The organism is Candidatus Bandiella numerosa, from assembly GCF_029981845.1.
GTDB classification, from domain to species: Bacteria; Pseudomonadota; Alphaproteobacteria; order Rickettsiales; family Midichloriaceae; genus Aquirickettsia; species Aquirickettsia numerosa.
The window spans coordinates 1,093,107-1,117,988 of sequence record NZ_CP104164.1; the positions used below are offsets into that span (position 1 = coordinate 1,093,107).

Sequence of the window (24,882 nt, forward strand, 5' to 3'; positions counted from 1 at the left end):
AGTTTTATATTATTTTAATAATTTTATTTTTAAATATCACTTCATACCAATGGTCACCTTATAAGTTTCAAGCTCTTCTTCTTGTCTTATTCTATCGTCATCATCCATTTTCCTTTAATATCTGCTTTTGTATTTTTATATCTTAGCCTTTGATTTTAGCCTCTGATAATGTATCAGTTACATTCTGAGCAACATTAGCTCTTTCTTCTTCTAAATTTTCTAATTTTGTTATGATTTGTAGTAACTCTTCTTTATTTGTCATTTTTAAATCTTTTAAATTTGTTAAAATGGTATCTCGTCAGAATTAATATCCTCTTCTTGAGAATTATCTTCTAATTCCTTTTTTTGGTCATATCTCAAGGAATCGTTTTTTTCCTTATTGAATCCAGGAAAACCTCCTGTATCATTTTTATTATCCAGCAATACCAATGTGCTGCTATATGAAGTTAACACTACCTCTGTTGTATATTTTTTTATACCAGTTTCATCCTGATACTCTCTTGTTTGTAATTTCCCCTCTATATAAAGTTTACTTCCCTTATGTACATATTCCTTTATTACTCTAATAAGCCCAGGCGCAAAAACCACAACCTTATGCCAATCAGTCTTTTCCTTTTGTTCACCAGTGTTCTTATCTTTCCATCTCTCACTTGTTGCAAGTGAGAAAGTAGCGAGCTCTTCTCCACTTACTTGAGTTACTCTGATTTCTGGTTGATTTCCTACATTGCCAACTATTATGACTTTGTTAACACTTCCTGCCATAATTATTAACTTATTTTACTTATGTTTATTGCTGAAGTTTTGCCTTGCTTTTCTTCTATATCAAATTCTATCTTTTGATTCTCGTCTAAAGTATTAAGTCTTGCTGCTTCTAATGCTGACCTATGTATAAATATATCTTTCTTAGAATTATTTGGTGTAACAAAGCCGTACCCTTTCTCTGAATTGTACCACTTTACTGTGCCTGTTTGTTTCATTATTTTAGTTCTCCTTAATAAATTGATTAATTTTATTAAAATCATATGTCCTTTCCATAAAAATATTACTCATCCCTTCTAACTCCTAATAGCTGCAATAAAAATACAAATATATTTATAAAATCCATATATAGCGCAAGTGACCCATATATAGCAAGTTTGTGTGTGATCAAAGCATTACTTTGTGTTTTATAATATAATGCTTTAATTTTTTGTGAGTCATATGCTGTAAATAATGTAAATACTACAACACCTATTATTGAAATTACAAATTGCAGAACCCCACTTTGCATAAATATATTCACAACACTAGCTATAAATAAACCTATCACTCCCATCATTAAAAATGAGCCCATACTTGTTAAATCTCTTTTAGTAGTATGCCCGTATACACTCATAGCTCCAAATGTACTTGCTGTTATAAAAAATACCCTAGCAATACTTTCTCCTGTGAACAATATGAATATTGTTGATAATGATAAACCCATAAGAGTTGCAAATATCATCAAACAAGTTTGCACTCCGGTTACTGACATAGACATTAATCTACTACTCATATAAAAAGCCATACCTAGTGGTACAAGTGCTATAACCCACTTAAGTGGTGTGCCATATATTAGATTTAAAATTGTGAAGATGATGCAGCTCCCATTGATATTATTGCAGTTAGAGCAAGTGCAAATGACATATATTGATATACTCTAAGTAAGTATTCTCTTAGACCACAATCATAATGTGTTCTTTGACTAGTTCTTTTATATACTGATTTTATATTATCAAAATTCATAAGTACCTAATATTCAATTTTACTCAAACCCTCGTTAAGATTATTAGTGATATATATCTTCATTCTACCATATTACAGTTAATTCCACTAGCATTTTCAAAATCTAATTCTTACTTTTTAAGTAATCAGTTTTTTTAATGCATATTTATGAGCTTTTCTTATTTTTTTGATTTCTTCAATTTCATTTATGGCAGCATCATAAGAATTACAAGATTGAATAATCAAGTTACCTAATTTATTCTCCTTCCCACCATAACATTTAATAATGCTCCATTCATGAAAAATATCCTGCTGGAGAATTGCAATATAATAACGGCCCTTTGACTCAAAATAATATCTTTTCCACTTCTCAGGCTCTGTATTTGGTAATGTCATTTGCATTTATCTACTCAATTGAGATTAAAGAAATTCTTTGCTTAATTGAGACATAAACTTGTTTAATTTCATCTTTCTGCTTTTGTAATTGCTTACGTTTATAAATATTAGAATTGGTGTTGGTTGCTTTAGAAAGAGCAATTAGTTGTTTATCAATTTGCTGATAAGTAATTAACAATTTGTCAGCTTCACTTTTGAGTAAATTAAAATCATTAGAATCAAGTAATTTATCATAATCTAAATTACCTAATTGATCACCAAAGCATACAGTATCCTTGCCAAACTTTTTATTGATTTTATCTATAGTTAAAAACAATTCAGGATTAAATAAATCTTTTTGATTTGAAGAGGTACTTTTTTTAGTTTTATTGATAATTTTACTATATTTTATAACTATATTTTTAAATACAGTGCTTTTTTTATTACCAATATCATTTGGATTTTTTTTCATTATTTTTATCATCATCTAATCCAAAAACATTTCTATCAGATTCTCGTATTAAATATTCATCCATTAATTTGACCAATTCATCATATTCGTCTTTATTGGTATATTTTTCAATAAAATAGCTACCAACAAGAATCTTGCGTCTAGTTTCAAGTTTACGCTCTTTAGTTTTTGCTCTATTTTCTAATAACTCAAGGCGAGCTTTCAAAACAGCTTGCTTACTCTTAAGCTTTTCTATCTTTTCTTTAGTTTTATTATCCAAAATAATAAGTATATGCATTACTATAGGCTATATAATAACAAATATTGACAAGAAGCGCAAATAAAAATAAACTAAATATACTTATCTCAATAATATTAATTGCGCGTTTTCAGGTTATGAATAACCTATTAAATGCTTTAGTCCTTTAAGCATGGTAGCTAGCTAGATAAAATAGAATAAGTGAGATATGAAGAAGCAGAAATATATAATTAACTATTTTAAAATATATAGTACTCAGTATTTTTATATAAAAACTGTAATTTTTAAAAATCTATTAAGTACTTTAAAAAATAACAAATACATAATCTTAGTTATCTCACTTGGTATAGTGAGATTTATTAAAGTATTAGTTTTGAAAACGCAGCAATATCATATCGTGGATAAATAAAATGGCAGTATATCATTTTAGCTATAAAACAATAACGAGAAATAAAGGTCATTCAGCAGTGGGGAAAGCTGCATATAGATCTGCAGAAAAATTGCACGATCAAAGATTAGATAAAACATTTGATTATAGTAAGAAAAGTGATGTTTTTCATAAAGAAATAATGAGCCCAGAAAAAGATGTAGAATTTACAAAAGACAGAGAGAGTTTATGGAATCATGTTGAGAGTTGTGACAAAAGAAAAGATGCAAGAACAGCATTGGAGATAGAGGTATCACTACCAAAAGAATTAAGTTATGAGCAAAATATAAAATTAGTAAAAGAGTATGTTAAGAATGAGTTTTTAACTAAAGGAGTAATAGCGGATGTGTGCTTCCACAAAGGTCATGGGATGGATCAACCGCATGCGCATATAATGTTAGTCACAAGAAAATTAGAAAATGGAGAATTAGGAAAGAAAATAGAAAGATTGTATGAAAGAAGTTTTTTATATGAGCAAAGAGAAGAATGGGCTAACTATGCAAATAAACATTTAGCGAAAGCAGGTCTGGATATAAAAATAGATCATAGGAGTAATAAAGAGCGTGGTATAGACCTAGAGCCACAGAATAAAATAGGCCCAAATGATGGTAGAGCAAGGTATAGTGATAAGCTATTAGAGCATGAGGGCATAGCGAGAGGTAATGGAGAAAAGATCTATAACGATCCAAGTATAGCAATAAAGGCGTTATCTCATTATAAATCAATATTTACACATGAAGATATAGCTAGATTTGTAAACACACATACGTTGGATGTTGAACAATTTGAGAAAGTATATCAAAAAATAAAGAATTCAGAGGAATTAATAAAATTAGGTAAGGACGATAGGGATAGAGACAGGCACACAACAAAGGAGATGCTGGATATTGAATATAGGATGGTGAGGCAATCTCAGAGTTTAAGTGATGCAGCAAATCATCAAATAGATTTGGAATATAGGGAGAGAGTTATAAATGATAAGGGGCTAAGTGAATCACAAGGAGAAGCATTTAGGCATATTACAGGTGATAGAGATATGGCATGTGTAGTTGGATATGCAGGAAGTGGCAAGAGTTATATGTTAGGAGCGGCAAGAAAGGTATGGGAGAAAGAAGGATATAATGTGGTAGGAATGGCGTTATCTGGAATAGCTGCTGAAAACTTAGAAGGAGAAAGTGGCATAAAGAGTTATACGGTAGCAAACAGAATGGTTAATTGGAATAATGAAAGAGAGAGGTTGCAGAAGAATGACATAGTAGTGGTGGATGAAGCAGGTATGTTAGGCAGTAGAGATTTATCAAAGATCATAGATGAAGTAATATTTGCAGATGCAAAGGTGGTGCTTATAGGAGATCCACAGCAATTACAAGCAATAGAAGCAGGAGGAGCATTTAGGGGAATAATAGAAAGAGTAGGACATGTTGAATTAAATGACATAAGAAGACAGAAGGAGAGTTGGCAGATTGATGCAACAAAATTGTTAGCACTTGGAGAAATAGGAGATGCAATTGGGGAATATAGAAAAAGGGGTATGGTGCATGCATTTGAAGATGTAGCAAAAGCAAGGGAGGCAATGGTAAATGATTGGCATGAAGCGGTATCAGAAAATAAATCTGCGATAATGTTGAGCTTTACAAAAGCGGATGTAAAGGCGTTAAATGAGAGGGCTAGGGAAGTAAGAAGAGCGGATAATGAATTAGGGATAGAAGCTAAATTTGATACGCATAATGGCAAGAGAGACTTTGCAATTGAGGATAGGATTTACTTTTTAAAGAATGATAAGGAGCTTGGAGTAAAGAACGGGACGCTTGGAACAATTGATGGTTTTGATGGATGGAAGTTTGAAGTTAATTTAGATAAAGGCGGGAAGGTAGTATTTGATATAAGAGATTACAATCATATAGATCATGGATATGCAGCAACGATACATAAATCACAAGGGATAACTGTAGATAAGGCATTTGTGATGCCATCAAAATATATGGATAAGCATAGTACATATGTGGCGATGAGTAGGCATAGAGAGAGTGTAGAGTTATATTGGAGTAAAGACAGGTTTAGAGATCAAAAAGATATGGTATGGAATTTAAGCAAGGAAGGACGTAAAGAATTGGCATTAGATTATTTAGAAAAAGATTATAAGGATACAGCAAGTACTTTTGCAGTCAATAAGGGTGTTGTTGAACTTGATAGGAAAGATATTGAAAAGAGATTAGAGAAGCTGCAAGAAGTAGTAGATTTAGAGGGATATAATAGATATTCAGAGTTAGATAGGATTTTAGGAGAATTCAAAGAAACGTTTCAGTATTCATATATAGAAGATAAATTAGAGAATGGGGAAAGTGCAAGTTATTTAGGAAAAATAGATATAAATGGGAAAGAGTTTTCAATACTTGAGCAAAATGGAATAGGTGGGTGTTTAGTGAAGGATATAAAAATAAAAGATATAAAAGAGGGAGATGAGGTTATGGCAATTAATCAAATAGATAAAAAAGGCATTGAAGTAATGAGTTTAGTTAAGGATGAAGGTCACGGGATAGATATTGATAAAGAAGAGAAGTATGAATATTTGAAAGTAAAGGATGAAATCAAAAATATAGGAAGGAAGCTGTCATCAAAAGAAAATTATAAAATAGATAATAATATAACCACTAATGATATATATAAAGCTTTATACGCAAGGTTACAAAATGTATTGCCTGAATTTGGATTTGAGAGGAAAGGAAATTGTTATGTGTCAACTACAGGAAATAAAGTAGATGGAAGCACGGGACACAAGGGGAAAGTATATGTATATGCAAATAATCCAGGGATATTAGTAGATTATACTAGGGGAAGTAAGTCAATATGGGATTATGTAAGTGAAAATTACAGGATAAGTAATAAGAAGGATGTATTTGAGTATTTAGCAAGTAGTGCAGGAATAAAATCCTATTTTAGCGAGAAGCTTGATATTCTGAATGAAGGAAGAGAAAAGATGAAGGATAATGATAATGCAAATAAAATGAAATATTTAGATGGCGAGCTAGTAGATAACGACAAAGTAGAGCCGAAACAAAGTATATCATCAGAAATATGGGATAAGGTATATAGCTATTCATTAGAGAAGATTAATATCAAAAATAACCAAGTAATGAAATATCTCACAGAAGAAAGGGGGTATAAAGAAGAAGTAGTAAAAGCCATGGGTATAGGGTATATGCCAAATAAGAGAGAGCTAATAGAGTATTTATGGAAAGAGGGTTTATCTTCTGAGAAGACTCAAGAAATAGTCAAGGCATTGGGATGTATAGGATATAGCCATAAGATGGTGATGCCATTTTATGGTAAGAAAAGTGAGATGCTGGGATTAGTGGGAAGAGATATAAAATATAATGAAGATTCAAAGTTTGGTAAATACATATACAGTAAGGGACTTGTAAAAAGCTCAACGATACTAGGGATAGAAAATATAGGAAAATCAAAGGAGATAACGATAGTAGAGGGAATGTTAGATGCAATGAATGCAAAAGTAAGTGGAATAAAGAATGTGGTTGCACTGGGCGGAACCGGAATGAATATCAAGCAATTAGAATTAATTGATAAATTAGGAATAGAGAAGATTAACTTATGTTTAGATAATGATAGCGCAGGGAAAGAAGCTAGTAAAAATATTGCGCTTCAGTTATTTGATAGAAATGACGAGCTTGAAATCAATAAAGTAAGTTTACCAAAGGGAATAAAGGATTTGGATCAATTAATAAGAGAAAAAGGGAGAGATATGGCAAATAATGTGATAGAAAAAGCAAAAGAGGTCAATGTGTATGAATTGCAAGAGGAACGAGAAATGAAAACATTATCAAAGTTCCAAAAAGAGCGTGATGGATATGAATATGAATTGGAATATAAAAAAAGGTAAAAGCAAAAAGGAGAAATATGGTGATTATTAATTCAGTAAATAGGTGCTCTTGGGTGACTAAGGATCAGATATACATTGATTATCATGATAAAGAGTGGGGAGTTCCTATATATGAAGATCATAAGATATTTGAATTTTTAATATTAGAAGGAGCTCAAGCTGGATTAAGTTGGTTTACAATACTGAAAAAAAGAGAAAACTATCGCAGGGCTTATGATTATTTCAATCCATAATTAATTGCTAATTACGATGAAGAAAAAAAGAATGAATTGTTAATTAATGAGGGTATAGTAAGAAATAAGTTAAAAATAGAATCATCAGTTATAAATGCCAAATGCTTCATTGAAGTGCAAAAAGATTATGGCACATTTAAGGATTATATATGGAATTTTATAGATAATAAACCAATGCAACAAAACTTTAATTCAGTCAGAGAACTACCAACAAAGAATGATGTATCAGATAAAATAAGTAGAGAGTTGAAAAAAAGAGGATTTAAATTTGTAGGCTCAACTATAATATATGCATTTATGCAAGCAACAGGAATGGTAAATGATCATGTAAGGAGTTGCTTTAGGTACAAGGAGTTAAGTTAATAATATGAGTAAAGAAGCAAAACAAAGTAATGAGCCAAATAATAATGTAAAGGCTCATGACAGATTCTTCAAAAAATCAATGTCATATCCCGAAATAGCCTCTGAGTTTTTTAAATCATATTTACCTAAAGAAATACTGGAAATAATAGATTTAAGTACACTGAAACAGGAGAATTATAGTGCACTCAGTAATGAGCTAGGAGAAGGAATTTCAGATGTTTTGTATTCAGTTAAATATGGAAAAGAAACTGGGTATATATCACTGTTACTGGAGCATCAATCTACATCAGATAGATTAATAACTTTTAGAATACACAAATACGTGCGACACGAAGTTGTCAATAAGAGTTGTGGCACACTTAAGATGCCACCATCCATGCTACTGGATGAACCTACCATTCTGAATAAAGAGCGAATGGGAGAATGTAGCGAAGTATAGTTTTATACGGGGTAAGAAATGCAAATGGAAAACCCTCCTGATAGCTACAAATCAGGTGAGCATTAGGTAGTTGATACGCTGAAGACATTTGAACCTGCGTTTAGGGATCGTTATGAATGCCCATGGTAAGTAGCTGTTCCATGGTAATAGGGACCTGGGAAAGGGGTCGTATTTAGTCTTTCCGTAGCCAACATAGTTCCTCGGTCTGCAGCAGGCAGCTAAGTTAACGTACTCTTATGACGGAACGTGGAAACCTTGTATAGCCCCTTCAATGCAAATTGAGGAAAGTATGTTGTAAGATATACCGATGACTGTGCGAGAATAGGATGCTGGATAAAGCAAACGGCAGTTTGTAATGAACTGCATACAGATCACATGATCTGGCACGAAAGTGAGTAGACGTCCAGCAGGTACTGAATAGCAAAATAATTTGTTGAACCTAATTTATGGAGAAACGCAAATGACAACAAAGAAATCTTTGATTGGTGCAGCTTCAACATCAACTCTACCACTTGGAACACAATTGCAGTGTGAAGAGCTAAGAAACATGTTTTTAGGCTACAAATACGTATTGCTAAAGCAATGAGGGAAATGAAGACAGGTAAAGTTAAAGCTTTGCAAAGAATCCTGACTCACTCGTTTTATGCTAAATTTTTAGCTATAAAGCAAGTAACTAGCAACAATGGTAAACGTACACCAGGAGTTGATGGTGAAATATGGAGTACTAATCTGCAAAAGATTAGAGCAATAGATCTTCTAAAAAGAAGAGGATACAAACCACTTCCACTTAGAAGAATATATATCTCTAAGAAACAAAGCAAGGATAAAAAGCGCCCTCTCTCCGTCCCCGTGATGAAAGATAGAGCTATGCAGGCTCTTTGGTTACTAGCTCTTTATCCAATAGCGGAAGAACTTGCTGATCCAAACACCTATGGTTTTAGATCAAAACGCTCTACCCAAGATGCAATAGAGCAATGTTTTATAAACTTAGGAAGACGAGGAGCAGCAAAATTTGTTTTGGAAGGAGATATTAAATCCTGTTTTGACCAAATCTCACATGATTGGTTATTAAAGAATGTTCCAATGGATAAAGTAATCCTGCAGAAATTTTTGACAGCTCAGTTCATGGAGAAAGGAAGTCTCTATCCTACTACTGCGGGAATTCCTCAAGGAGGAATAATATCACCATGTTTAACATTGATTACTCTCTCTGGCCTTGAAAACAAGATAAAAAGTGAAAGTTACAGTGCTAGACGAAGAGAGAAAATCCACTTTATAGGCTATGCTGATGACTTTGTTATCACTGCAGCAGATAAAGAAATGTTAAATAAGAAAATTATTCCAATAGTTAAGGAATTCCTTATGGAAAGAGGATTAGAGCTTTCAAAAGAAAAGACAAAGATTACGCACATTGAAGAGGGTTTTGACTTCTTAGGTTTTAATATACGAAAGTATAACGGTAAGCTACTGACTAAACCGTCAAAAGGTAATGTCAAAAGTTTCCTAAATGAAATCAAAGAAACTATAAAATCAAATATACCCTTGGAAACTGATAGGCTAATATATCTGCTCAATAAGAAAATAATTGGGTGGTGTAATTACTATAAAAGCGGCGTCTCTTCTAAAATCTTTTCACATGGTGATAGCAGGATTTTCAAGCTCCTATATTCTTGGGCTATACATAGACATCCTAATAAAGGAAAATACTGGATAACCAAGAAATATTTCACCACACATGGTCTGGATAACTGGAGCTTTTATGCAAAAGTTCAAGATAAGCATGGTAACAACAAGCCAGCTTATCTCAAGAATGCATCAAGCACCAAAATAAAAAGACATGTTAAAATTCGTGCAGACGCAAATCCCTTTGACTTAAGATTCAAAGAATACTTTGAGCGCCTCAAGAAAAGGAGATATACCGAAAGTGCTACGTCATTACTGGGTGACGTTTAATTGCCTTATTAGTGCCTGAGCGTAATGCGGTGAAAGTCGCACGTTACGTTCTTCGAGGAAGCACTCTCTCAGCAATGAGAGTGCTTTACTCTACATGCTTCGTTTATGTGAGGAGCATTCGAGAAAACAAAAAGATAAGAAGAGTAGTGAGAAGACATTGCCAATTATTTATCCAGTAATATTGTGTATACAGGCAATAAAAAATACACAGCGCCAAGGTCATTTTACGAGTTATTTGAAAATGTAGAGCTAGCAAAGAAATGCTTTACAGAGCCAGTAAAAGTAGTAGATGTGCATGAAATCAAAGATGAAGAATTAAAAGAACGGTATTTAGACACAATGCTGTATATAATGAGGCATATATATGCCAAAGACATATTGAAGTATATTCTAAGTAAAATCAAAAAACTAAATAAAGTACAGTTTGAAGTTACTCAAAATAAAGGCACTGAAAAAGCTTTTGCCAATCAATATTGGAACCATAAGGAATATGGAATTTATGTAGATATAATATCTGACGAGCCCCTTTTCTCTTCATTTGATAAATTTGATTCTGGTTGTGGTTGGCCTAGTTTTACCAAAAGCTTAGATCAATCAGAAATTATCTTGCAAGATGATCTATCTCATGGCATGAGGCGCACAGAAGTATTAACTAAAACATGCCACTTAGGGCATTTATTTAATGATGGCCCCAAGGAACTTGGAGGTATGAGATATTGTATAAATTCAGCTGCTATAAATTTTATTGAAAAAGGTAAGTTGTTAGAATCTGGATATGGAGAATATCTTTCATTATTTGAGAATCATGAAACAAGTGGCACTCAGGAAGCTTATTTAGCAGGGGGATGTTTTTGGGGACTTGATCATTACTTAAGTAAAACACCTGGTGTAATTGAAACTTTTGCAGGTTATGCTGGTGGAACTTTAGATAACCCTGGTTATGAAGATATTACCACGGGCAAAACAGGCCATGCTGAAACTGTTATGATAAAATATGATCCAAAGAAAATTACTTATAGAAAATTACTTAAAGTTTTTTTTACTCTCCATGATCCAACCACACCTAACAAACAAGGAAATGATAAAGGTAGTCAATATCGCTCAGCTATTTTTTATCTTAATGATATACAAAAATATGCGGCCTTAAATATTATAAATCTTGCTAACGAATCAAATGCTTTTAGTAATCAGCTCATCACACAAGTATCGTTATTCAAAAGATTTTACATGGCTGAGGGATATCATCAGAAATATTTGCAAAAACATCCAGATGGATATAACTGCCATTTTATTAGAAATAATTGGATGTTTTAATTCAAGTGATAAACTCTCAAATCCTAAAACCAGATATTATCTATCATGATGAAGTATTATGGATATGCAGCAATAATTAGAATAAAGCATGTATCAATATTAGACACACCACCATCATATATAGAGATACATGACACGGTGCCAGCGACAGAACCCTAAAAGATATATCTTATTCCAGCCATCATACTATGTATTCTAACCTTGAACCCATATTCACCCTTATAAGGTTTATGGTCATCAATGTCAAATCCTCTCCAAGATGAAAACTTTTTAACTTTGCCAAAATCTTGGAATTTATAACCTATATCTAACATAAATTGCTTAGTTAAATGGAAGGCAACACCACCACTAATAGCATAAGTAAAGTTATCAGATTTATTTGCTTTATAATTATGAGTTGTGTTAATAGCATTTATTGATGCTATACCAGGTTTTAATTTAGCATACCCTAGCCCTACTCCTAAATATGGATTAAAGCTATAGTTTGATGGTAACTGGATGTCATAAATAATATTTGCCATTAATGCATTTATTTTTAACTTTTGCTTATATTCACCACTGCCTATAGCACCATTATTGTCAATATTTGCACTATATTTTAAATTACTTATACCATGATAAGCCAATTCTGTTCTTAAATTTTGCTCTAATTCATAGCCAATTCCCACTGAATAAGCAAAACCTTTAGTAAATTTTTTCTCTTTACTGTTTTTATAGAAAGGTACTTTATTGTTACTAACACTATTTGACTGCGCAGCACCTAAATCCGCTCTTAAATAAAAATCTTCCGAATTTGCAACACCATAAATACAAAATGATGTTAATAATATCGAAATGCTATGATATAATTTGTTCATTTAATTCCCCTTTTTTAATTACATACGCCATAAACTATACAGTTATCAGCATTTTGTAAGTCATCAATTTCAAGTTCTATTGCCGTTTCTATTTGTCTATAATATTCTAATACTTTATCTAACTTACTACTCATATCTATAGGATTCCGAGCTACTGTTTTGGTAAATGCACCTATAGTTTCTATGCTAACAACATTTAATTTATCAGCATCCATACTTTTAAGGGCATTTATATTCTTAATATTAAGAGTTGTGCTATCCTTAATATCTTCTAATACTTTACTCATCTTCTCTTTTTGTTTATTATTTTTACCTGGCAAATTAACTGCGTCACATTGACCTACAGTTTTCGCAGTGAATAGTGTAGACGCACAACTTAATTTTACAGCATCTGTAGTATCGGTTCCTATTGTATAACCACCTGAGCCATCTTTCTTTACATATAAAGTATTTATTATTCCTGCAAGTTCACCTTCATCCTTTGGAGCAGCATTTCTTACAATGGTAATTACACCATTTAATATATTTTCACTACCAGAACTACCTAATTTAAATTTAACATCATAGCTCTGAGTATCAACATTAACCTTAGCTACTTCTACTTCACCAGAGCTTAATGTTTTAACTTCTTCTATTATTGTTTTGGTTAAAGCTGGTGTTGTAACTGCGTCACATTTACCTACAGTTTTTTCAGTGAATAGTGTAGACGCACAACTTAATTTTACAGCATCTGTAGTATCGGTTCCTATTGTATAACCACCTGAGCCATCTTTCTTTACATATAAAGTATTTATTACTCCTGCAAGTGCAGCTTCATCCCTTGGAGCAGCGGCTCTTACAATGGTAATTACATTGCCTGATATACTTTCACTATTAGCAATACCTAATTTAAATTTAACATCATAGCTCTGAGTATCAACATTAACCTTAGCTATCTCTACTTCATCGTCGCTTAATGCTTTAACTTCTTCTATTATTGTTTTGGTTAAAATAGATAGTTGCCACCCATTTGGAAGCTCACTATTTATTTGTTCATCTGTAAGTTCATTTATTGCACTTCTAATATTTTTTAACATATGATTGTTTCCTGCATATGTACATATTGGTTTATCCGACCAACTTGGACATGTCCATTCTTTGCCAGAGTCAATGAACCATTCTGATCCCAGTTGGTTCTCATTCTTTACTAGCGCGTCTCCTTTTAAATTGATAGCTAGAGATATAGATTTATATAAATTAGAATCTAAATTTTTATTTTCTTGTTCGGCTACTTTTTCTAAAAACGGCTTACTACCTGGGTTAGCAAATACTATAGATGTACAATTGATATTTTCTCTTGTGCTTAATAAGTGATAAAGTGTAATATCTGATAATAGTGCACCTAAAGAATGCCCCGTTATTATGATAGAAAAATCTTTATACGCATCATCTTTTAATACTTCTCCTATGAAATTGATTGCTTCATTACACTCAGTACAATCACCATATCCTTTAAAAGCTTTGTTCTTAAAGCCTTCAGTGATAAAATCATAATTTGTTTTGTCAGGACCCCATGGATTTAAACTATCTGTTCCTCTGTGTGTAAATATTAGTTGTTTTTTTTCTTGATTAACATGGGCGCTACCATAATAGCCATTATTATCTTTTGAGCTAACAAATGTATATTCAGTTCCTTGAAATGGTTTGCCACTGTAAGCGGCTACGTTCATCTTGTACAAAAGTGCTAACTGCTCTTGATTTATTATAGTCATTTGATAAATTTATTAAGTTGCCCATCACCCACGTCATTATATTAATTTAAAATCTTCTGTCAAATTTTATTGCCGTATTTATAGTAGGTTTTTGCTATTTTATATATTATATATCCCATTTCTTATCTTAAGCTCGGGTAATTAAAGTCTGGAAAAAGAGCTGTAAAGCCAATACTGTAAAGCCAATATATTCTAAGGGTTATTAACACTCAATGCAATATATTACCATGCAAAAATATAGAAGCGATCTAAGAGGAATACCTGGCGTCACAATAATTATCTTTACAATATATAAATTTGTGATATAGTACGAATGTTTCTTTCTAACTTGATTAAGGATAATTTACTCAATGACATCTGAACAACACAAGAAAATATTTATTTTTTTTGAATCGCACGCTGATCCTCTTCCAGCTAAAACTATGCGGCAGCTATTACCATTTTTTAAGAACCAGAACGTAAAAACTTTTTGTGCAGAACAATCAACAACTGAAACTAAGGATGAAACAATAGAGAAATTCTTATCTATGGATTATGAAGTTAAGGAACTAATGAAACCAGGAGTAAAACTTGACGATGAAGCAAAGGCTATTATAGAATATTATGATAAACACTCCTTAGCTCACAAAGAGTATGTAGATTTTTTAAAGTCTTTATCAAAATATCAAATTAAATTCAAAGCTGTAGACATGCCAGATAGAGGTTTTGTAGAGCAAATAAAAGCAAAGGCAGAACGCGACCAATTTATGGTTGATCGTATAATAGAGTCAAAAGCTAATCCTCTGCTTTTAGTGGGCTTAAATCATGTAGATATGGCATGTAAACTAATTTTACAAGGTTATCAAGTACATGCATATTATACTCCTTCTATATCATTAGCCAAGAGTGAACTTAGTGTTGTAGATCGTAATGTGCGACCTAAAGATAAGCAGCACACAAAAATTTTCAAAGTAAAAATGGAGTGTGATAAAAAAGACTTTTTTGTTTTAAAAGTTATTGATGTAAGTTTAAATAAAGAATTGAATACTACAAAAATGATTATTGAGGATTATTGCCTAGAGCATAATCAAGAATGCGAATTAAACGCAGATAGTTTTATGAGTCATGTAGGTGAGTTATAAAACTCATCCGGCACAGTAATGTATCTTGAAAAAGTAAGAATAAATACTTGTAAATAAGTTGTTATGAGATTAGCTATTTTATAACGGTTGGAAGGAGTGATTCTAAGGCATCGTCAAGGCATTAAGCCTGGTAACTTGATAAGAACCTCTCTCCATAAAAGTCTAAAGTTGGACGGTATATTAGAAAAACTTAAATAGTAGGTTTATTCTGTATTCACATGGTTAGCTTTAAAATGTATAGGCAAAGAAAGTTTTGAAAATTATTATAAAGGTTTTAAAAGCCTTAGTAAATGGCTTAAACAGAAAAAGATTTCTGCTTTAAAAGTCTGTATGGAAGCAACAAAAAATTACAGCAACAACAGAATTTCTATATGAAAGTGGAAATGAGATGCATATAGTTAAACCCTGTGTGCATAAAATCTTTTGCAAAGAGCAAACTAATCAGCACTAAAACAGATGCAGTGGATGCTTTAATTATAGCGCAATATGCTAACATTACTGAATTAATTTCATATAAGCCTAAATATGCTGCATTCAAAGAATTAAAGTCACTACAACATAAAGAGCATGTGCCTAAATCTGTAATTTCAACATGGAAAAAATTACTCATGAAACTCCCCTGCTACATTTTTATCTGACATTGCTCTTTTATAAAAATGTCATGTAAGTTTTTGTTGTTATTTTGTTTTTTATACCTTTGCCTTTATTCATCAATCAGCAATCTCCTTTAATTCTAGTGTATTGCTATTAATCTTATTATCATCGCTATTACCATTTTCCTCTACCTTGATATTACGATGACTTCCATCGCAAATAGGTGGTAACTGCGTTTTTTTACAAGTACAAAATGATATGAATTTATCAGCTAAAGCTGTGTATGTAATAGGCTTTCTTCTTTGCTTATCTTCCTTATGCGACCCATCACAAAAAGGTTGTTTTTGACTCATGCCACACCCACACCAATAGTATGTTTTGCCTTTATTTACACCAACTCTCATCGAAGGACTTTTGAAGTTACTCATTTTTATTTTTTACCTCAAGATTTATATTTATTTTTGGTTTATTGTTATTGTTAGGTTTGTAATGTTTCTTTTGTTCCAGCTTCTTACTTTTTCTGAGTGCAATCTGGTTTTTTATCTCTTCTTGTGTTTTTGCAAGTGATTCAACATCTTCTTTTGTAACAATTCCAGCTTCATTACCTTCTAAATCATACCTTGCTGTGTTTTCAATATGCAATTTTACATATTCCTTTTGTTCAGCATATAATCTTAGAAACTTTCTGATTATTGTTTTGCTGAATTTTAATTCTTTATCATTAAAAATATCTCTATGTATTCCCTTTTTAAATATGTAAACTTTACTTCTCATAAAAAACTTTGGATATCTTTGAGATAATACATCAAATACCTTGTTGTAATTCTCCGGAGATAATAGATGCCATTTGTTTTTTCCCATTTTTATTCTTTCCTAATATTTTGATTAATAACTCTGAAAGTGACTTATTCTCTGCCAATCATTTACTTTTGCCTCGTATCTCATTTCATCCTCCTTTAGGCTTTTTCTTAATACTTCTATTTCTTCATCTGTTAGCTCTACTTCCCAAGGCCTTGGATAACTTTTCTTAACAAATTTACCATCCCTTTTATCAGCCGGTCTTTCTTGTTTATTATCTGATTGTGACATATCTGCTAAACACTGGTTATATTCTTTATTAATAGCTTACTCTACTTTCTGCCAACGTAATAACCAAAAGCAAAACATACCAAAGCCTATCATTGCGCCATATACTACTGCTGCCAACATAAGTTAATAACCATTTATTGACATCTATCGTCAATATCATTAACTCTTAGCATCTTTTCTACTTCCCCAATATGCATCTCCTCTTCAACTATCAGCTTTCTTGCATATTCCTCAAGTAATACTGATTTTGATAAAACTATATCTAGAAGATCGTAGTATAATTTAAGAGAAGCTTTCTCATGCTCTAAACTTTCTTCTAAAATCTGGTTTATATTATGACAATAAGATTCTTTTAAATTTGATATCCTAAGTGAAGGGTGCTCTTCAAAATGAGTAATCATTTCCCCTGCTTCAATAGCATGTCTTAAGCCTTCTTGTGCTTGACTCTTCATCCATGCGGTGATTGGAATCCTATTATGACCTATTATCATTAGAGAATAGTGCGTATACCTTACCACACCTGACATTTCCAATTCTAATATCTCATTTAGTTTTTGTATTGCTTTATCTTTGATGGTATCTGATAATTTCATAGTTAATAATTACTTCTCGTTTATAATAGCTTTAAAATCAGAGCCCACTGAAAAACTTATTCTTCTTTGTGCAGGGACTTTAGCTATTGTGCCTTTTGGTGTTTTCACTTCCTTTGCTTCTGTTTGCTTTGCTTTAAAACTTCCAAATCCTGTGAATCTTAATTCATCAGTATCTTTCATTGCTTGTGCTATACATTTAATAACAGCATCAAAGCTCTTACTTGCTGCTGTTTTTGTTGTATCAAGCTCTTTTGATAATTTTTCTATAAATTCTGCTTTATTCATATGACACCTCCCTTAAGTTATTTATAATTAAATTAATTCAATATTTTCTGCTGATTCCTTGCCTTTACTTGAAATAATCTCAAATTTAATCTTTTGATTATCATTTAAACCATCAAGCCCAGCTTCTTCCACCGCAGACCTGTGTATAAACACATCCTTTGATCCATTATCTGGAGCTACAAACCCATATCCTTTGGTAGAATTAAACCATTTTACTGTTCCTGTTATTTTCATACTTATGTTTTAATTTTATTAAATAATTCAAATGATACCTGCTTAAGCAATGATATACAATATAATGCAGAAATTCCAATTAATATGTAAATAGCTTTTTCTAAAATTGGTAAGCTAGAAAATAAGTAGTTAACTAGGTTAAATTCAAAAAGTCCAATTAGAAGCCAATTAACTCCACCTTTTATAATAAGCAAAAGTGCAATTGGGTTTAAATATTTAGTCATAATGTTATGTCCTGTTTAAATTAAAATATTTTATACTTTTTATTTTCTATACTCTAGCACGTATTCATGTGACTTTCTTCTTTTTTTTTATTTCTTCAATTTTATTGATGGTGGCACCATAAGAAGTACAAGATTGAATGATCAAGTTAAAATGAGAGTAGAATTATGGCATTGAATAAAAAGTTACTATATAGAGGAATAGAAGTAAGTTATAACAATAAAGATCTGGTGCTACAAATTTGATAAAGACTTTGAAAAAGTAATTAAAAAAAAGCAAAGGAAAGTTTTACTTAATCAACCATAGTTTAGTTTGTAATCTTAAAACATAGTTAGAAAAATGGAGTATTTGTTATTTTAGAAATATCTTTATAACTAAAGCCTTTCTTATATAAATTAGCTTGTATTTCTTTTATAGTTAATGCATAAAATCCACTTATAAGATTCATAGCGATAAATACATTATTGATATTATTTTCTAATTGTTCTTGAATTTCTGAGTTTAATATATCAATATTTTTTGGTAATATAATTTGAAATTGATTTAATTCTTGATGATTATTAAATACTCCATAGTGTAATTCTATAATTTCACTACAGTAATTAATTTCAATTGGATTTAATAATAAATCATTAAATGTAAATTCTCTTAAATGCCTTTTTGGAAATATATATTTTATACAAATTTTTATACCATCAACTTCTAATTTATTTTTTTCATTATTAACTTTATAACTCTTTATTTTCACAGGTGATTGCTCAATGCTAACTAAAACTTTAACATTATGTTTTATCAATTTTATTAAAAGGGTCTTGAGTACAAACTTAATTAAATTACTATCTAATTTTATTTTTAAATTAAAATCTGGAACTGAAAATTTTAATATATCTTCGTTAAATGTATGGTGGAAACCTAATTCTTTTTTGACAGATTCTAAAATAGATATAATATCACAATTTATTAAATTCAATTTAACTGAAGCTTTCTTTTCAGTTATTGCCTTTAAATGCTTAAATCCATCATTTAGTTTTAAAATATATTCTCTTATTTTCAATAAGTCTTGATTCTCCTTACTACTTTTAATCTTGTTTAATAAATCATTTAGTTCATCAAATAAAAGATTAAGACCCAATATATCTTTTTCTAAAATATCCTTTGGAGAAAGTAATTTTGAAGTTTCATTTTTAATTATCCTGTTTAAAAAATTTACATTCCTATTTAATAAATTACTATTAATATAATCTAATAATTCTTGTTCTTCTTTATGCTTATTATTAATAAATAAATACCCTATTATAACTGGAGCGATAAAAGTCAAAATTGAATATTTAAATTTTTTAATCTCCATATTTTGAATAAGATCGTACGGAAAAATTTTATAATTAATTATTATGGCAATTATGATTGCTAAAAAAATCCATTTTAATGATTTATTTGGAGGAATTAAAATCATTGTAAAATACAGAGCCGACATATAGTTCAATAGCCAATAAGCTGAGATGTTTGATTTTATTAGCATAAAAGTAAAAAAGAAAGGAAGGGAAAAATAAATATTAAATTCTGCTAAATAATGTGTAGTCTTACTTAGTTTATTTTTAAATAAGTAAAATAATATAACTAGACATAAAAAAGTTGATAGAATTCTTATTGATAAACTTTCATATACATAGATTGATTTATAATCTAGAAGAAAAAAATAAAGTATATTATTAATTATCCAGATTATATTAAAGTATTTGATTTTTTTATTTGTTAAGCTGAAATACATGTATTTAGTTCCTTAAATAAGGAATCCCATAAAAAAAGTTGATTATTTGTTATAAATTCAAAAGACTTTATGACTGCTTCTGCATCTTTTTTCCAAACACTTTCTAGTATCTCTTTTGTAGCTTCAAAATGCTCAACCAGTGCATGCACTTTGAAAAAAATTAAAGCTTTTCCTTTTGCTCCCATTTGATTAGCGAATTTAAGCAAAAATGGATAATCTATATTATCAAGTTTTTCATACGCTGAGAGTGCTGCTATTCTATGATTATCATCATTATTAACTAAGTAGCTAATGTGATTATCATTAAAATCCTGTATTGATTTAATATAATATTTATTCTCAAAAAATTCTTTTGTTAAATCAACTTCAAATTGATTAGCAAAATGCATGTACATTTCTTCATGCGATGCTGCTGAACCATTAAATTCTTCAGAAATGTTTTGTAATACTACTTTTTTTACTTTTGCATTTTGTGTATTGCTTCCAACATACCATAAAAAATCATGGAATTTACCTCTTGCATGGTAAAAAATCTTTATAAACAATTTCTTTTGTTCAAGAGTTAAAGAACTTGCGAAATCTTCAGCAAAAAGTGGTAGTTTTTTAACCTTATCTGAATAAGAATTAATTATACTGTAAACACAATTAGTTAAATCTGTCGAACATTGGCTAGTCATCATTAAAAATGTAATTTTTATTAAATATAGATAGTTAATTACATTTTATGATATTTGACAAGTTTTTATTATTATCAAAAATTATTAAGAATAAAAGTTAAAATTTATGAATAAAAAGTATATACTCATAGCATCAGTAGTTTTGGTTATTATTTTAGGGTGTATATTAGTAGGTCCAATTATGAGTAATGTCGAAAAACCTAAATATCATGTTATTTCATCTCAAGAAAACATCGAGATAAGAAAATATAACCCAATGATCATAGCTTTGGTGGAAGTTCAAGGTGAGCGTAAAGAAGCGATAAGGGGAGGATTTAAAATACTAGCTGACTATATATTCGGCAATAATAAATCAAAAGAAGATATTCCAATGACAGCTCCAGTTAGACAGCAAAAATTTCAGGAAAATTGGCAGATAAGTTTTATAATGCCTTCCGAATACAATATGGAAACCCTCCCTCAACCTAATAATAAAAATATAAGTCTCAAAGAACTTCCTAGCAAAAAATATATAGTTATTAATTTTTCAGGTATTATCTCAGATCAAAATATTGCTCTAAATGAAGAGAAGCTCAAGAAGTATATATTTGAAAATGAAATACAGAGCTTATCAACTCCAATATATGCATTTTATAATCCACCTTGGACCTTATCATTTATGAGACGCAATGAAATTATGATGGAGATTAATTAATGATAATTTATTCAAGTATAATCTTTTTGATAAAATTTGTTTACAAGAAATTAATATAAATAGGATAAAACCGGGTGTTTGACTTGACAACACCCTTATTTAGCAATGATAAAATTATTATAAGTCAACATATGGGTCGGGCATTTCAGATTTTACAAGTGTAGTACCTTTATCATCTGATAACAAATAGTCATTAATTTCAAATTCTAGGAGAATACTTCTTTCAAATGGAGCCCTATTATCATCTGACAATATATATATTAAAGTTAAATCATTCTCTTCTTTTACTGCTATAGATTCAAAATTATCAGCATATCCATATTTACCAGAAATACTATCGTTATCAATGTGTATTATACTTTTTCCTTTAACCTCTGTATTTTTCTCAATAGCATTTTCAATTTCTTGTTTCCTAATATACTTAATATCAATTTCATAATTTTCAGCAAAACCACCAAATATTTTGTTATAATGCCTTTCAAGAACTATCAAATCTCCATTTTTTAAAAACTTCAAACCTGAAACTCCATAGCCTTCGTTACTTAAATAAGTAAAGCCTTTATCAAAATCAATTGTCTGACAGAAACTAGTATCTTTATAATGAGACTCACAACTTATTCGCCAATAATACGCTTGATGTACAGAACTATTTTTCTTATCTTGACCGTATTCGCTAATTGCTAAAAATTTTCCTTCTGAATTAATATCAAATGCTTCAATTCCTTTATTATAGGATAATTCCTTAGAAAGATAATGAAAATTAAAATTAGGATTAAATGCAGTTATAACTCGCACAGGTACCTTTTCAAAATCACAATCTTGATAAAGGAAAATTCTATGTAAAGATTCATCTGATATATAACATGAGCCATTATAGACTGCTAATTCTTCGAAGTCTTTTTTTGTTCCTATCGATTTCTCAACAACTATGGTACCTATTGTTGTATTTACAAAATTTTGTAAATATCCATCTTCAGTTACAATTGATGATTTTAAATACGCCCCTCTATCAGATATAAGTATTAAATCTCCTTTCTTATCAAATGCCATTCCTGACCATTCACCAAAACGTGAATCTTGGTCGTTTGTTAAAACATGTCCTTTTTTAAAATACACACCATCAACAAGTAATTTTATACTATGATTGTCATAGTAATTATCTGCATTATTTAGTACAACATCCAATTTGGAGACATTATCAGAATGCTCAACAACATACTTTCCAAATATATGCTTAATTCCTGGTATACCAAAAAATTTTTTCAATATACTTTCTTTTGTTTGCGCTCCTCTTTCCGAAAGGATGCTAAGCTGATTAGTTAAAACATTATAATAATAATTGCTATCACTATATTCGTTTTTTTTAGAATTATGCACTTTAGTATCTTTATTTTCTTGATTTAGATCATTCGACATTTTTACACCCAAATAAAAAATATTTTCGTGATTATAGGTAATTTTAATTTTTTGTCAATTAACAATAAATAAAATTAATTTTTATCTTTAAATTTACATAAATCATATATAACACACTCCCCACATATTGGTTTTCTTGCTTTACAAATGTATCTGCCATGCAAAACTAACCAATGGTGTGCATATTTTTTCCACCTAACCAATATTTTTTTATTTAGTGCAAATTCTGTGGCATCTGGAGTTTTAGTTTTACATAAACCTAAGCGATTGCTCACTCTAAAAACATGTGTATCAACAGCTATGGTTGGTTCATTAAAGAGCGAATTGAGTAGCACATTAGCACTCTTCCTACCTACACCTGGTAACTTGCGGAGGTCTTCAAAATTATCTGGAAGTTGGCTATTATACTCATCAACCATAATTTGGCAAGCATTTATAATATTTTTTGCTTTCGAATTATAAAGCCCAATGCTTTTTATATGATCCTTTAGCCCCCCCTCCCCTAACATAAGCATTTTATACGGATCATCTGCGATCTGAAATAATGCCGGAGTTACTTTATTAACTCCCTTATCAGTTGATTGAGCTGAGAGAACTACTGCAACGAACAATGTAAAATTATTTTTGTATTCTAATTCAATTTTTGGACTTGGTCGTTGTTTGCTTAGCCTATCAAAAATTTCATCTACATTCTTTCTCAGCATATATTACAATTTTAATTTCACCATTTCCTTTGGTTTAACCCACTTATCAAAATCTTCTTCAGATATTAATCCAAGTGATACACCAGATTTTTTGAGTGTTATGTTTTTTTCATATGCATTTTTAGCTATTTTTGCAGCATTATCATAGCCAATATGAGGATTAAGCGCAGTAACTAGCATTAAAGATTCATGAAGTGATTTATCAATTTTTTCTCGATTAGCTTCTATCCCCAATAAGCAATTGCGAGTAAAACTACTTAATGAATCAGATAATAACTGTATAGATTGCAAAAAATTATAAATTATTACTGGTCTAAATACATTTAATTCAAAATGCCCATTTGAGCCTGCAATTGTTATTGTGGTATGATTACCCATAACTTGAGCTGCCACCATTGTAATTGCTTCACACTGAGTAGGATTGACCTTACCTGGCATAATCGAAGAACCTGGTTCATTTGCAGGTAATATTAATTCTCCCAGTCCACATCTAGGTCCAGATGCTAAGAATCTTATGTCATTTGCAATTTTCATCAAACTAGCTGCCAAAGTATTTAGTACTCCGCTTGCTTCAACAAGCGCATCACAGCTGGCAAGGGCCTCAAATTTATTTTCTGCAGTTATAAATTTTAATCCCGTTATTTCATTTATGTATTTTATAAAACAATTAATAAATCTCTCACTACAATTAATTCCCGTCCCAACAGCTGTGCCACCTTGTGCAAGCTGTAACAAATTTGGTAAACTTTTCTCGACTCTTACAATATTATTGTTGATTTGAGCTAAATAACCTGAAAACTCTTGTGACAGTGTAATAGGCGTTGCATCCTGAAGATGAGTTCTACCGATTTTAACTATCCCCTCAAACTCTTCAATTTTAACCTGTAACACATTTCTGATATACCTAAGAGCCGGTAGCAATCTATCATTAATTTCAGTTACTGCCGCTATATGCATTGCTGTTGGAAAAGTGTCATTTGATGACTGACTCATATTTACATGATCATTTGGATGAACAGGCTCTTTACTTCCAACTTGTCCATTTAATTCCTCAATGGCTAGATTGGATAAAACTTCGTTCATATTCATATTAGTTTGAGTGCCCGAGCCTGTTTGCCAAACTGATAAAGGAAAATTATCATCCAACTTACCTGATAATACCCTATCAACAGCAGAAAAAATAGCTTTGGCAATATATGGTTCAAGCATCCCTAGCTCTTGATTGGAAAGTGCAGCAGCTTTTTTTTGTTTTGCCAAAGCATATATCAGTGCTTTTGGCATTTTTTCATAACCAATTTTAAAATTTTCCAAAGACCTTTCAGCTTGAGCACCCCAATATTTATCACTTGGAACTTTAATTGCTCCCATTGTATCGTATTCTATTCTAAATTTTTGCATAATATTATGTTGTTATTCACATAT

Annotated in this window: 30 protein-coding genes and 1 pseudogene; 9 read left to right on the top strand and 22 right to left on the bottom strand. The window is 30.8% G+C overall.

Annotated features, from left to right (window positions below):
• Window positions 1-142: 142 nt before the first annotated feature.
• The 8 genes from N3Z17_RS05170 to N3Z17_RS05205 form a co-directional block, all read right to left on the bottom strand.
• Window positions 143-262 carry a GapR family DNA-binding domain-containing protein gene (locus N3Z17_RS05170; protein ID WP_282471658.1) on the bottom strand — a complete coding sequence of 40 codons (120 nt, stop codon included), beginning with the start codon at window positions 260-262 and terminating at the stop codon, window positions 143-145.
• Between the two features lie 20 nt (window positions 263-282).
• Window positions 283-762: a single-stranded DNA-binding protein gene (gene ssb, locus N3Z17_RS05175; RefSeq protein ID WP_282471659.1), complete on the bottom strand. Its 480-nt coding sequence runs from the start codon at window positions 760-762 to the stop codon at window positions 283-285.
• Between the two features lie 5 nt (window positions 763-767).
• On the bottom strand, window positions 768-977 hold the full coding sequence (locus N3Z17_RS05180; RefSeq protein ID WP_282471660.1) for a cold-shock protein: 210 nt from the start codon (window positions 975-977) through the stop codon (window positions 768-770).
• Window positions 978-1,042: 65 nt separating this feature from the next.
• A complete protein-coding gene (locus N3Z17_RS05185) occupies window positions 1,043-1,546 on the bottom strand; it encodes a Bax inhibitor-1/YccA family protein (protein WP_282471661.1) in 504 nt (167 codons plus the stop codon).
• Window positions 1,547-1,599: 53 nt separating this feature from the next.
• The gene (locus tag N3Z17_RS05190) at window positions 1,600-1,764 is read right to left on the bottom strand and encodes a hypothetical protein (RefSeq protein WP_282471662.1); all 165 of its coding nucleotides are present in this window, start codon (window positions 1,762-1,764) and stop codon (window positions 1,600-1,602) included.
• A gap of 117 nt (window positions 1,765-1,881) precedes the next feature.
• The gene (locus N3Z17_RS05195; protein WP_282471663.1) at window positions 1,882-2,139 is read right to left on the bottom strand and encodes a hypothetical protein; all 258 of its coding nucleotides are present in this window, start codon (window positions 2,137-2,139) and stop codon (window positions 1,882-1,884) included.
• A 10-nt stretch (window positions 2,140-2,149) separates the two neighbouring features.
• Window positions 2,150-2,590, bottom strand: a complete 441-nt coding sequence (locus N3Z17_RS05200; protein WP_282471664.1) for a DUF4113 domain-containing protein — start codon at window positions 2,588-2,590, stop codon at window positions 2,150-2,152.
• The gene (locus N3Z17_RS05205; RefSeq protein WP_282471665.1) at window positions 2,571-2,867 is read right to left on the bottom strand and encodes a mobilization protein; all 297 of its coding nucleotides are present in this window, start codon (window positions 2,865-2,867) and stop codon (window positions 2,571-2,573) included. The genes N3Z17_RS05200 and N3Z17_RS05205 overlap by 20 nt, the downstream gene beginning before the upstream one ends.
• Window positions 2,868-3,238: 371 nt before the next feature.
• Here N3Z17_RS05205 and traA point away from each other — a divergent pair, with 371 nt between their 5' ends.
• From traA to N3Z17_RS05235, 6 genes and pseudogenes are all read left to right on the top strand, one after another.
• Window positions 3,239-7,153, top strand: coding sequence for a Ti-type conjugative transfer relaxase TraA (traA, locus tag N3Z17_RS05210; protein WP_282471666.1), 3,915 nt, complete (start codon window positions 3,239-3,241; stop codon window positions 7,151-7,153).
• A 17-nt stretch (window positions 7,154-7,170) separates the two neighbouring features.
• Window positions 7,171-7,749: pseudogene (locus N3Z17_RS05215) on the top strand (DNA-3-methyladenine glycosylase I).
• 4 nt (window positions 7,750-7,753) lie between these two features.
• Window positions 7,754-8,188 (top strand): Rpn family recombination-promoting nuclease/putative transposase, encoded by a 435-nt coding sequence (locus N3Z17_RS05220; RefSeq protein ID WP_282471667.1) that lies wholly within the window; start codon window positions 7,754-7,756, stop codon window positions 8,186-8,188.
• Between the two features lie 460 nt (window positions 8,189-8,648).
• A complete protein-coding gene (locus N3Z17_RS05225; protein WP_282471668.1) occupies window positions 8,649-8,774 on the top strand; it encodes a hypothetical protein in 126 nt (41 codons plus the stop codon).
• A gap of 5 nt (window positions 8,775-8,779) precedes the next feature.
• Window positions 8,780-10,141 carry a group II intron reverse transcriptase/maturase gene (gene ltrA, locus N3Z17_RS05230; protein WP_282471669.1) on the top strand — a complete coding sequence of 454 codons (1,362 nt, stop codon included), beginning with the start codon at window positions 8,780-8,782 and terminating at the stop codon, window positions 10,139-10,141.
• Window positions 10,142-10,324: 183 nt separating this feature from the next.
• Window positions 10,325-11,455, top strand: coding sequence for a bifunctional methionine sulfoxide reductase B/A protein (locus N3Z17_RS05235; RefSeq protein ID WP_282471670.1), 1,131 nt, complete (start codon window positions 10,325-10,327; stop codon window positions 11,453-11,455).
• A gap of 155 nt (window positions 11,456-11,610) precedes the next feature.
• Here N3Z17_RS05235 and N3Z17_RS05240 read toward each other — a convergent pair whose 3' ends face one another.
• Both N3Z17_RS05240 and N3Z17_RS05245 read right to left on the bottom strand, forming a co-directional pair.
• On the bottom strand, window positions 11,611-12,312 hold the full coding sequence (locus tag N3Z17_RS05240; protein ID WP_282471671.1) for an outer membrane protein: 702 nt from the start codon (window positions 12,310-12,312) through the stop codon (window positions 11,611-11,613).
• 14 nt (window positions 12,313-12,326) lie between these two features.
• A complete protein-coding gene (locus N3Z17_RS05245) occupies window positions 12,327-14,063 on the bottom strand; it encodes a lipase family protein (protein WP_282471672.1) in 1,737 nt (578 codons plus the stop codon).
• 350 nt (window positions 14,064-14,413) lie between these two features.
• Here N3Z17_RS05245 and N3Z17_RS05250 point away from each other — a divergent pair, with 350 nt between their 5' ends.
• Together N3Z17_RS05250 and N3Z17_RS07660 are read left to right on the top strand one after the other, a co-directional pair.
• Entirely contained in the window at window positions 14,414-15,184 is a 771-nt protein-coding gene (locus N3Z17_RS05250; protein ID WP_282471673.1) for a hypothetical protein, read from the top strand.
• Between the two features lie 407 nt (window positions 15,185-15,591).
• On the top strand, window positions 15,592-15,822 hold the full coding sequence (locus N3Z17_RS07660) for an IS110 family transposase (RefSeq protein WP_410519580.1): 231 nt from the start codon (window positions 15,592-15,594) through the stop codon (window positions 15,820-15,822).
• Between the two features lie 72 nt (window positions 15,823-15,894).
• Here N3Z17_RS07660 and N3Z17_RS05260 read toward each other — a convergent pair whose 3' ends face one another.
• From N3Z17_RS05260 to N3Z17_RS05300, 9 genes are all read right to left on the bottom strand, one after another.
• On the bottom strand, window positions 15,895-16,206 hold the full coding sequence (locus N3Z17_RS05260) for a CDGSH iron-sulfur domain-containing protein (RefSeq protein ID WP_282471675.1): 312 nt from the start codon (window positions 16,204-16,206) through the stop codon (window positions 15,895-15,897).
• Complete coding sequence (locus tag N3Z17_RS05265) at window positions 16,199-16,639, bottom strand: ProQ/FINO family protein (protein WP_282471676.1); 441 nt, start codon at window positions 16,637-16,639, stop codon at window positions 16,199-16,201. Before N3Z17_RS05265 ends, N3Z17_RS05260 begins: the two co-directional genes overlap by 8 nt.
• Before the next feature lie 24 nt (window positions 16,640-16,663).
• Window positions 16,664-16,867 carry a hypothetical protein gene (locus N3Z17_RS05270; RefSeq protein ID WP_282471677.1) on the bottom strand — a complete coding sequence of 68 codons (204 nt, stop codon included), beginning with the start codon at window positions 16,865-16,867 and terminating at the stop codon, window positions 16,664-16,666.
• Window positions 16,868-17,001: 134 nt separating this feature from the next.
• Entirely contained in the window at window positions 17,002-17,460 is a 459-nt protein-coding gene (locus N3Z17_RS05275) for a ferritin-like domain-containing protein (RefSeq protein ID WP_282471678.1), read from the bottom strand.
• Between the two features lie 9 nt (window positions 17,461-17,469).
• Window positions 17,470-17,745, bottom strand: coding sequence for an HU family DNA-binding protein (locus N3Z17_RS05280; RefSeq protein WP_282471449.1), 276 nt, complete (start codon window positions 17,743-17,745; stop codon window positions 17,470-17,472).
• Window positions 17,746-17,772: 27 nt separating this feature from the next.
• Entirely contained in the window at window positions 17,773-17,979 is a 207-nt protein-coding gene (locus N3Z17_RS05285) for a cold-shock protein (RefSeq protein ID WP_282471448.1), read from the bottom strand.
• A 2-nt stretch (window positions 17,980-17,981) separates the two neighbouring features.
• Complete coding sequence (locus N3Z17_RS05290; protein WP_282471679.1) at window positions 17,982-18,203, bottom strand: DUF378 domain-containing protein; 222 nt, start codon at window positions 18,201-18,203, stop codon at window positions 17,982-17,984.
• A gap of 329 nt (window positions 18,204-18,532) precedes the next feature.
• Complete coding sequence (locus N3Z17_RS05295; RefSeq protein ID WP_282471680.1) at window positions 18,533-19,654, bottom strand: hypothetical protein; 1,122 nt, start codon at window positions 19,652-19,654, stop codon at window positions 18,533-18,535.
• A 299-nt stretch (window positions 19,655-19,953) separates the two neighbouring features.
• A complete protein-coding gene (locus N3Z17_RS05300) occupies window positions 19,954-20,649 on the bottom strand; it encodes an iron-containing redox enzyme family protein (RefSeq protein WP_282471681.1) in 696 nt (231 codons plus the stop codon).
• Window positions 20,650-20,752: 103 nt separating this feature from the next.
• Between N3Z17_RS05300 and N3Z17_RS05305 the strand changes: the two genes are divergently transcribed.
• Entirely contained in the window at window positions 20,753-21,340 is a 588-nt protein-coding gene (locus N3Z17_RS05305) for an SOUL family heme-binding protein (RefSeq protein ID WP_282471682.1), read from the top strand.
• A 117-nt stretch (window positions 21,341-21,457) separates the two neighbouring features.
• Here the strand turns inward: N3Z17_RS05305 and N3Z17_RS05310 are convergent, their stop codons facing one another.
• From N3Z17_RS05310 to fumC, 3 genes are all read right to left on the bottom strand, one after another.
• Window positions 21,458-22,756 carry an esterase-like activity of phytase family protein gene (locus N3Z17_RS05310; protein ID WP_282471683.1) on the bottom strand — a complete coding sequence of 433 codons (1,299 nt, stop codon included), beginning with the start codon at window positions 22,754-22,756 and terminating at the stop codon, window positions 21,458-21,460.
• Between the two features lie 74 nt (window positions 22,757-22,830).
• On the bottom strand, window positions 22,831-23,460 hold the full coding sequence (gene nth, locus N3Z17_RS05315) for an endonuclease III (protein WP_282471684.1): 630 nt from the start codon (window positions 23,458-23,460) through the stop codon (window positions 22,831-22,833).
• A 3-nt stretch (window positions 23,461-23,463) separates the two neighbouring features.
• Complete coding sequence (gene fumC / locus N3Z17_RS05320) at window positions 23,464-24,858, bottom strand: class II fumarate hydratase (protein WP_410519581.1); 1,395 nt, start codon at window positions 24,856-24,858, stop codon at window positions 23,464-23,466.
• Between the last annotated feature and the right edge of the window lie 24 nt (window positions 24,859-24,882).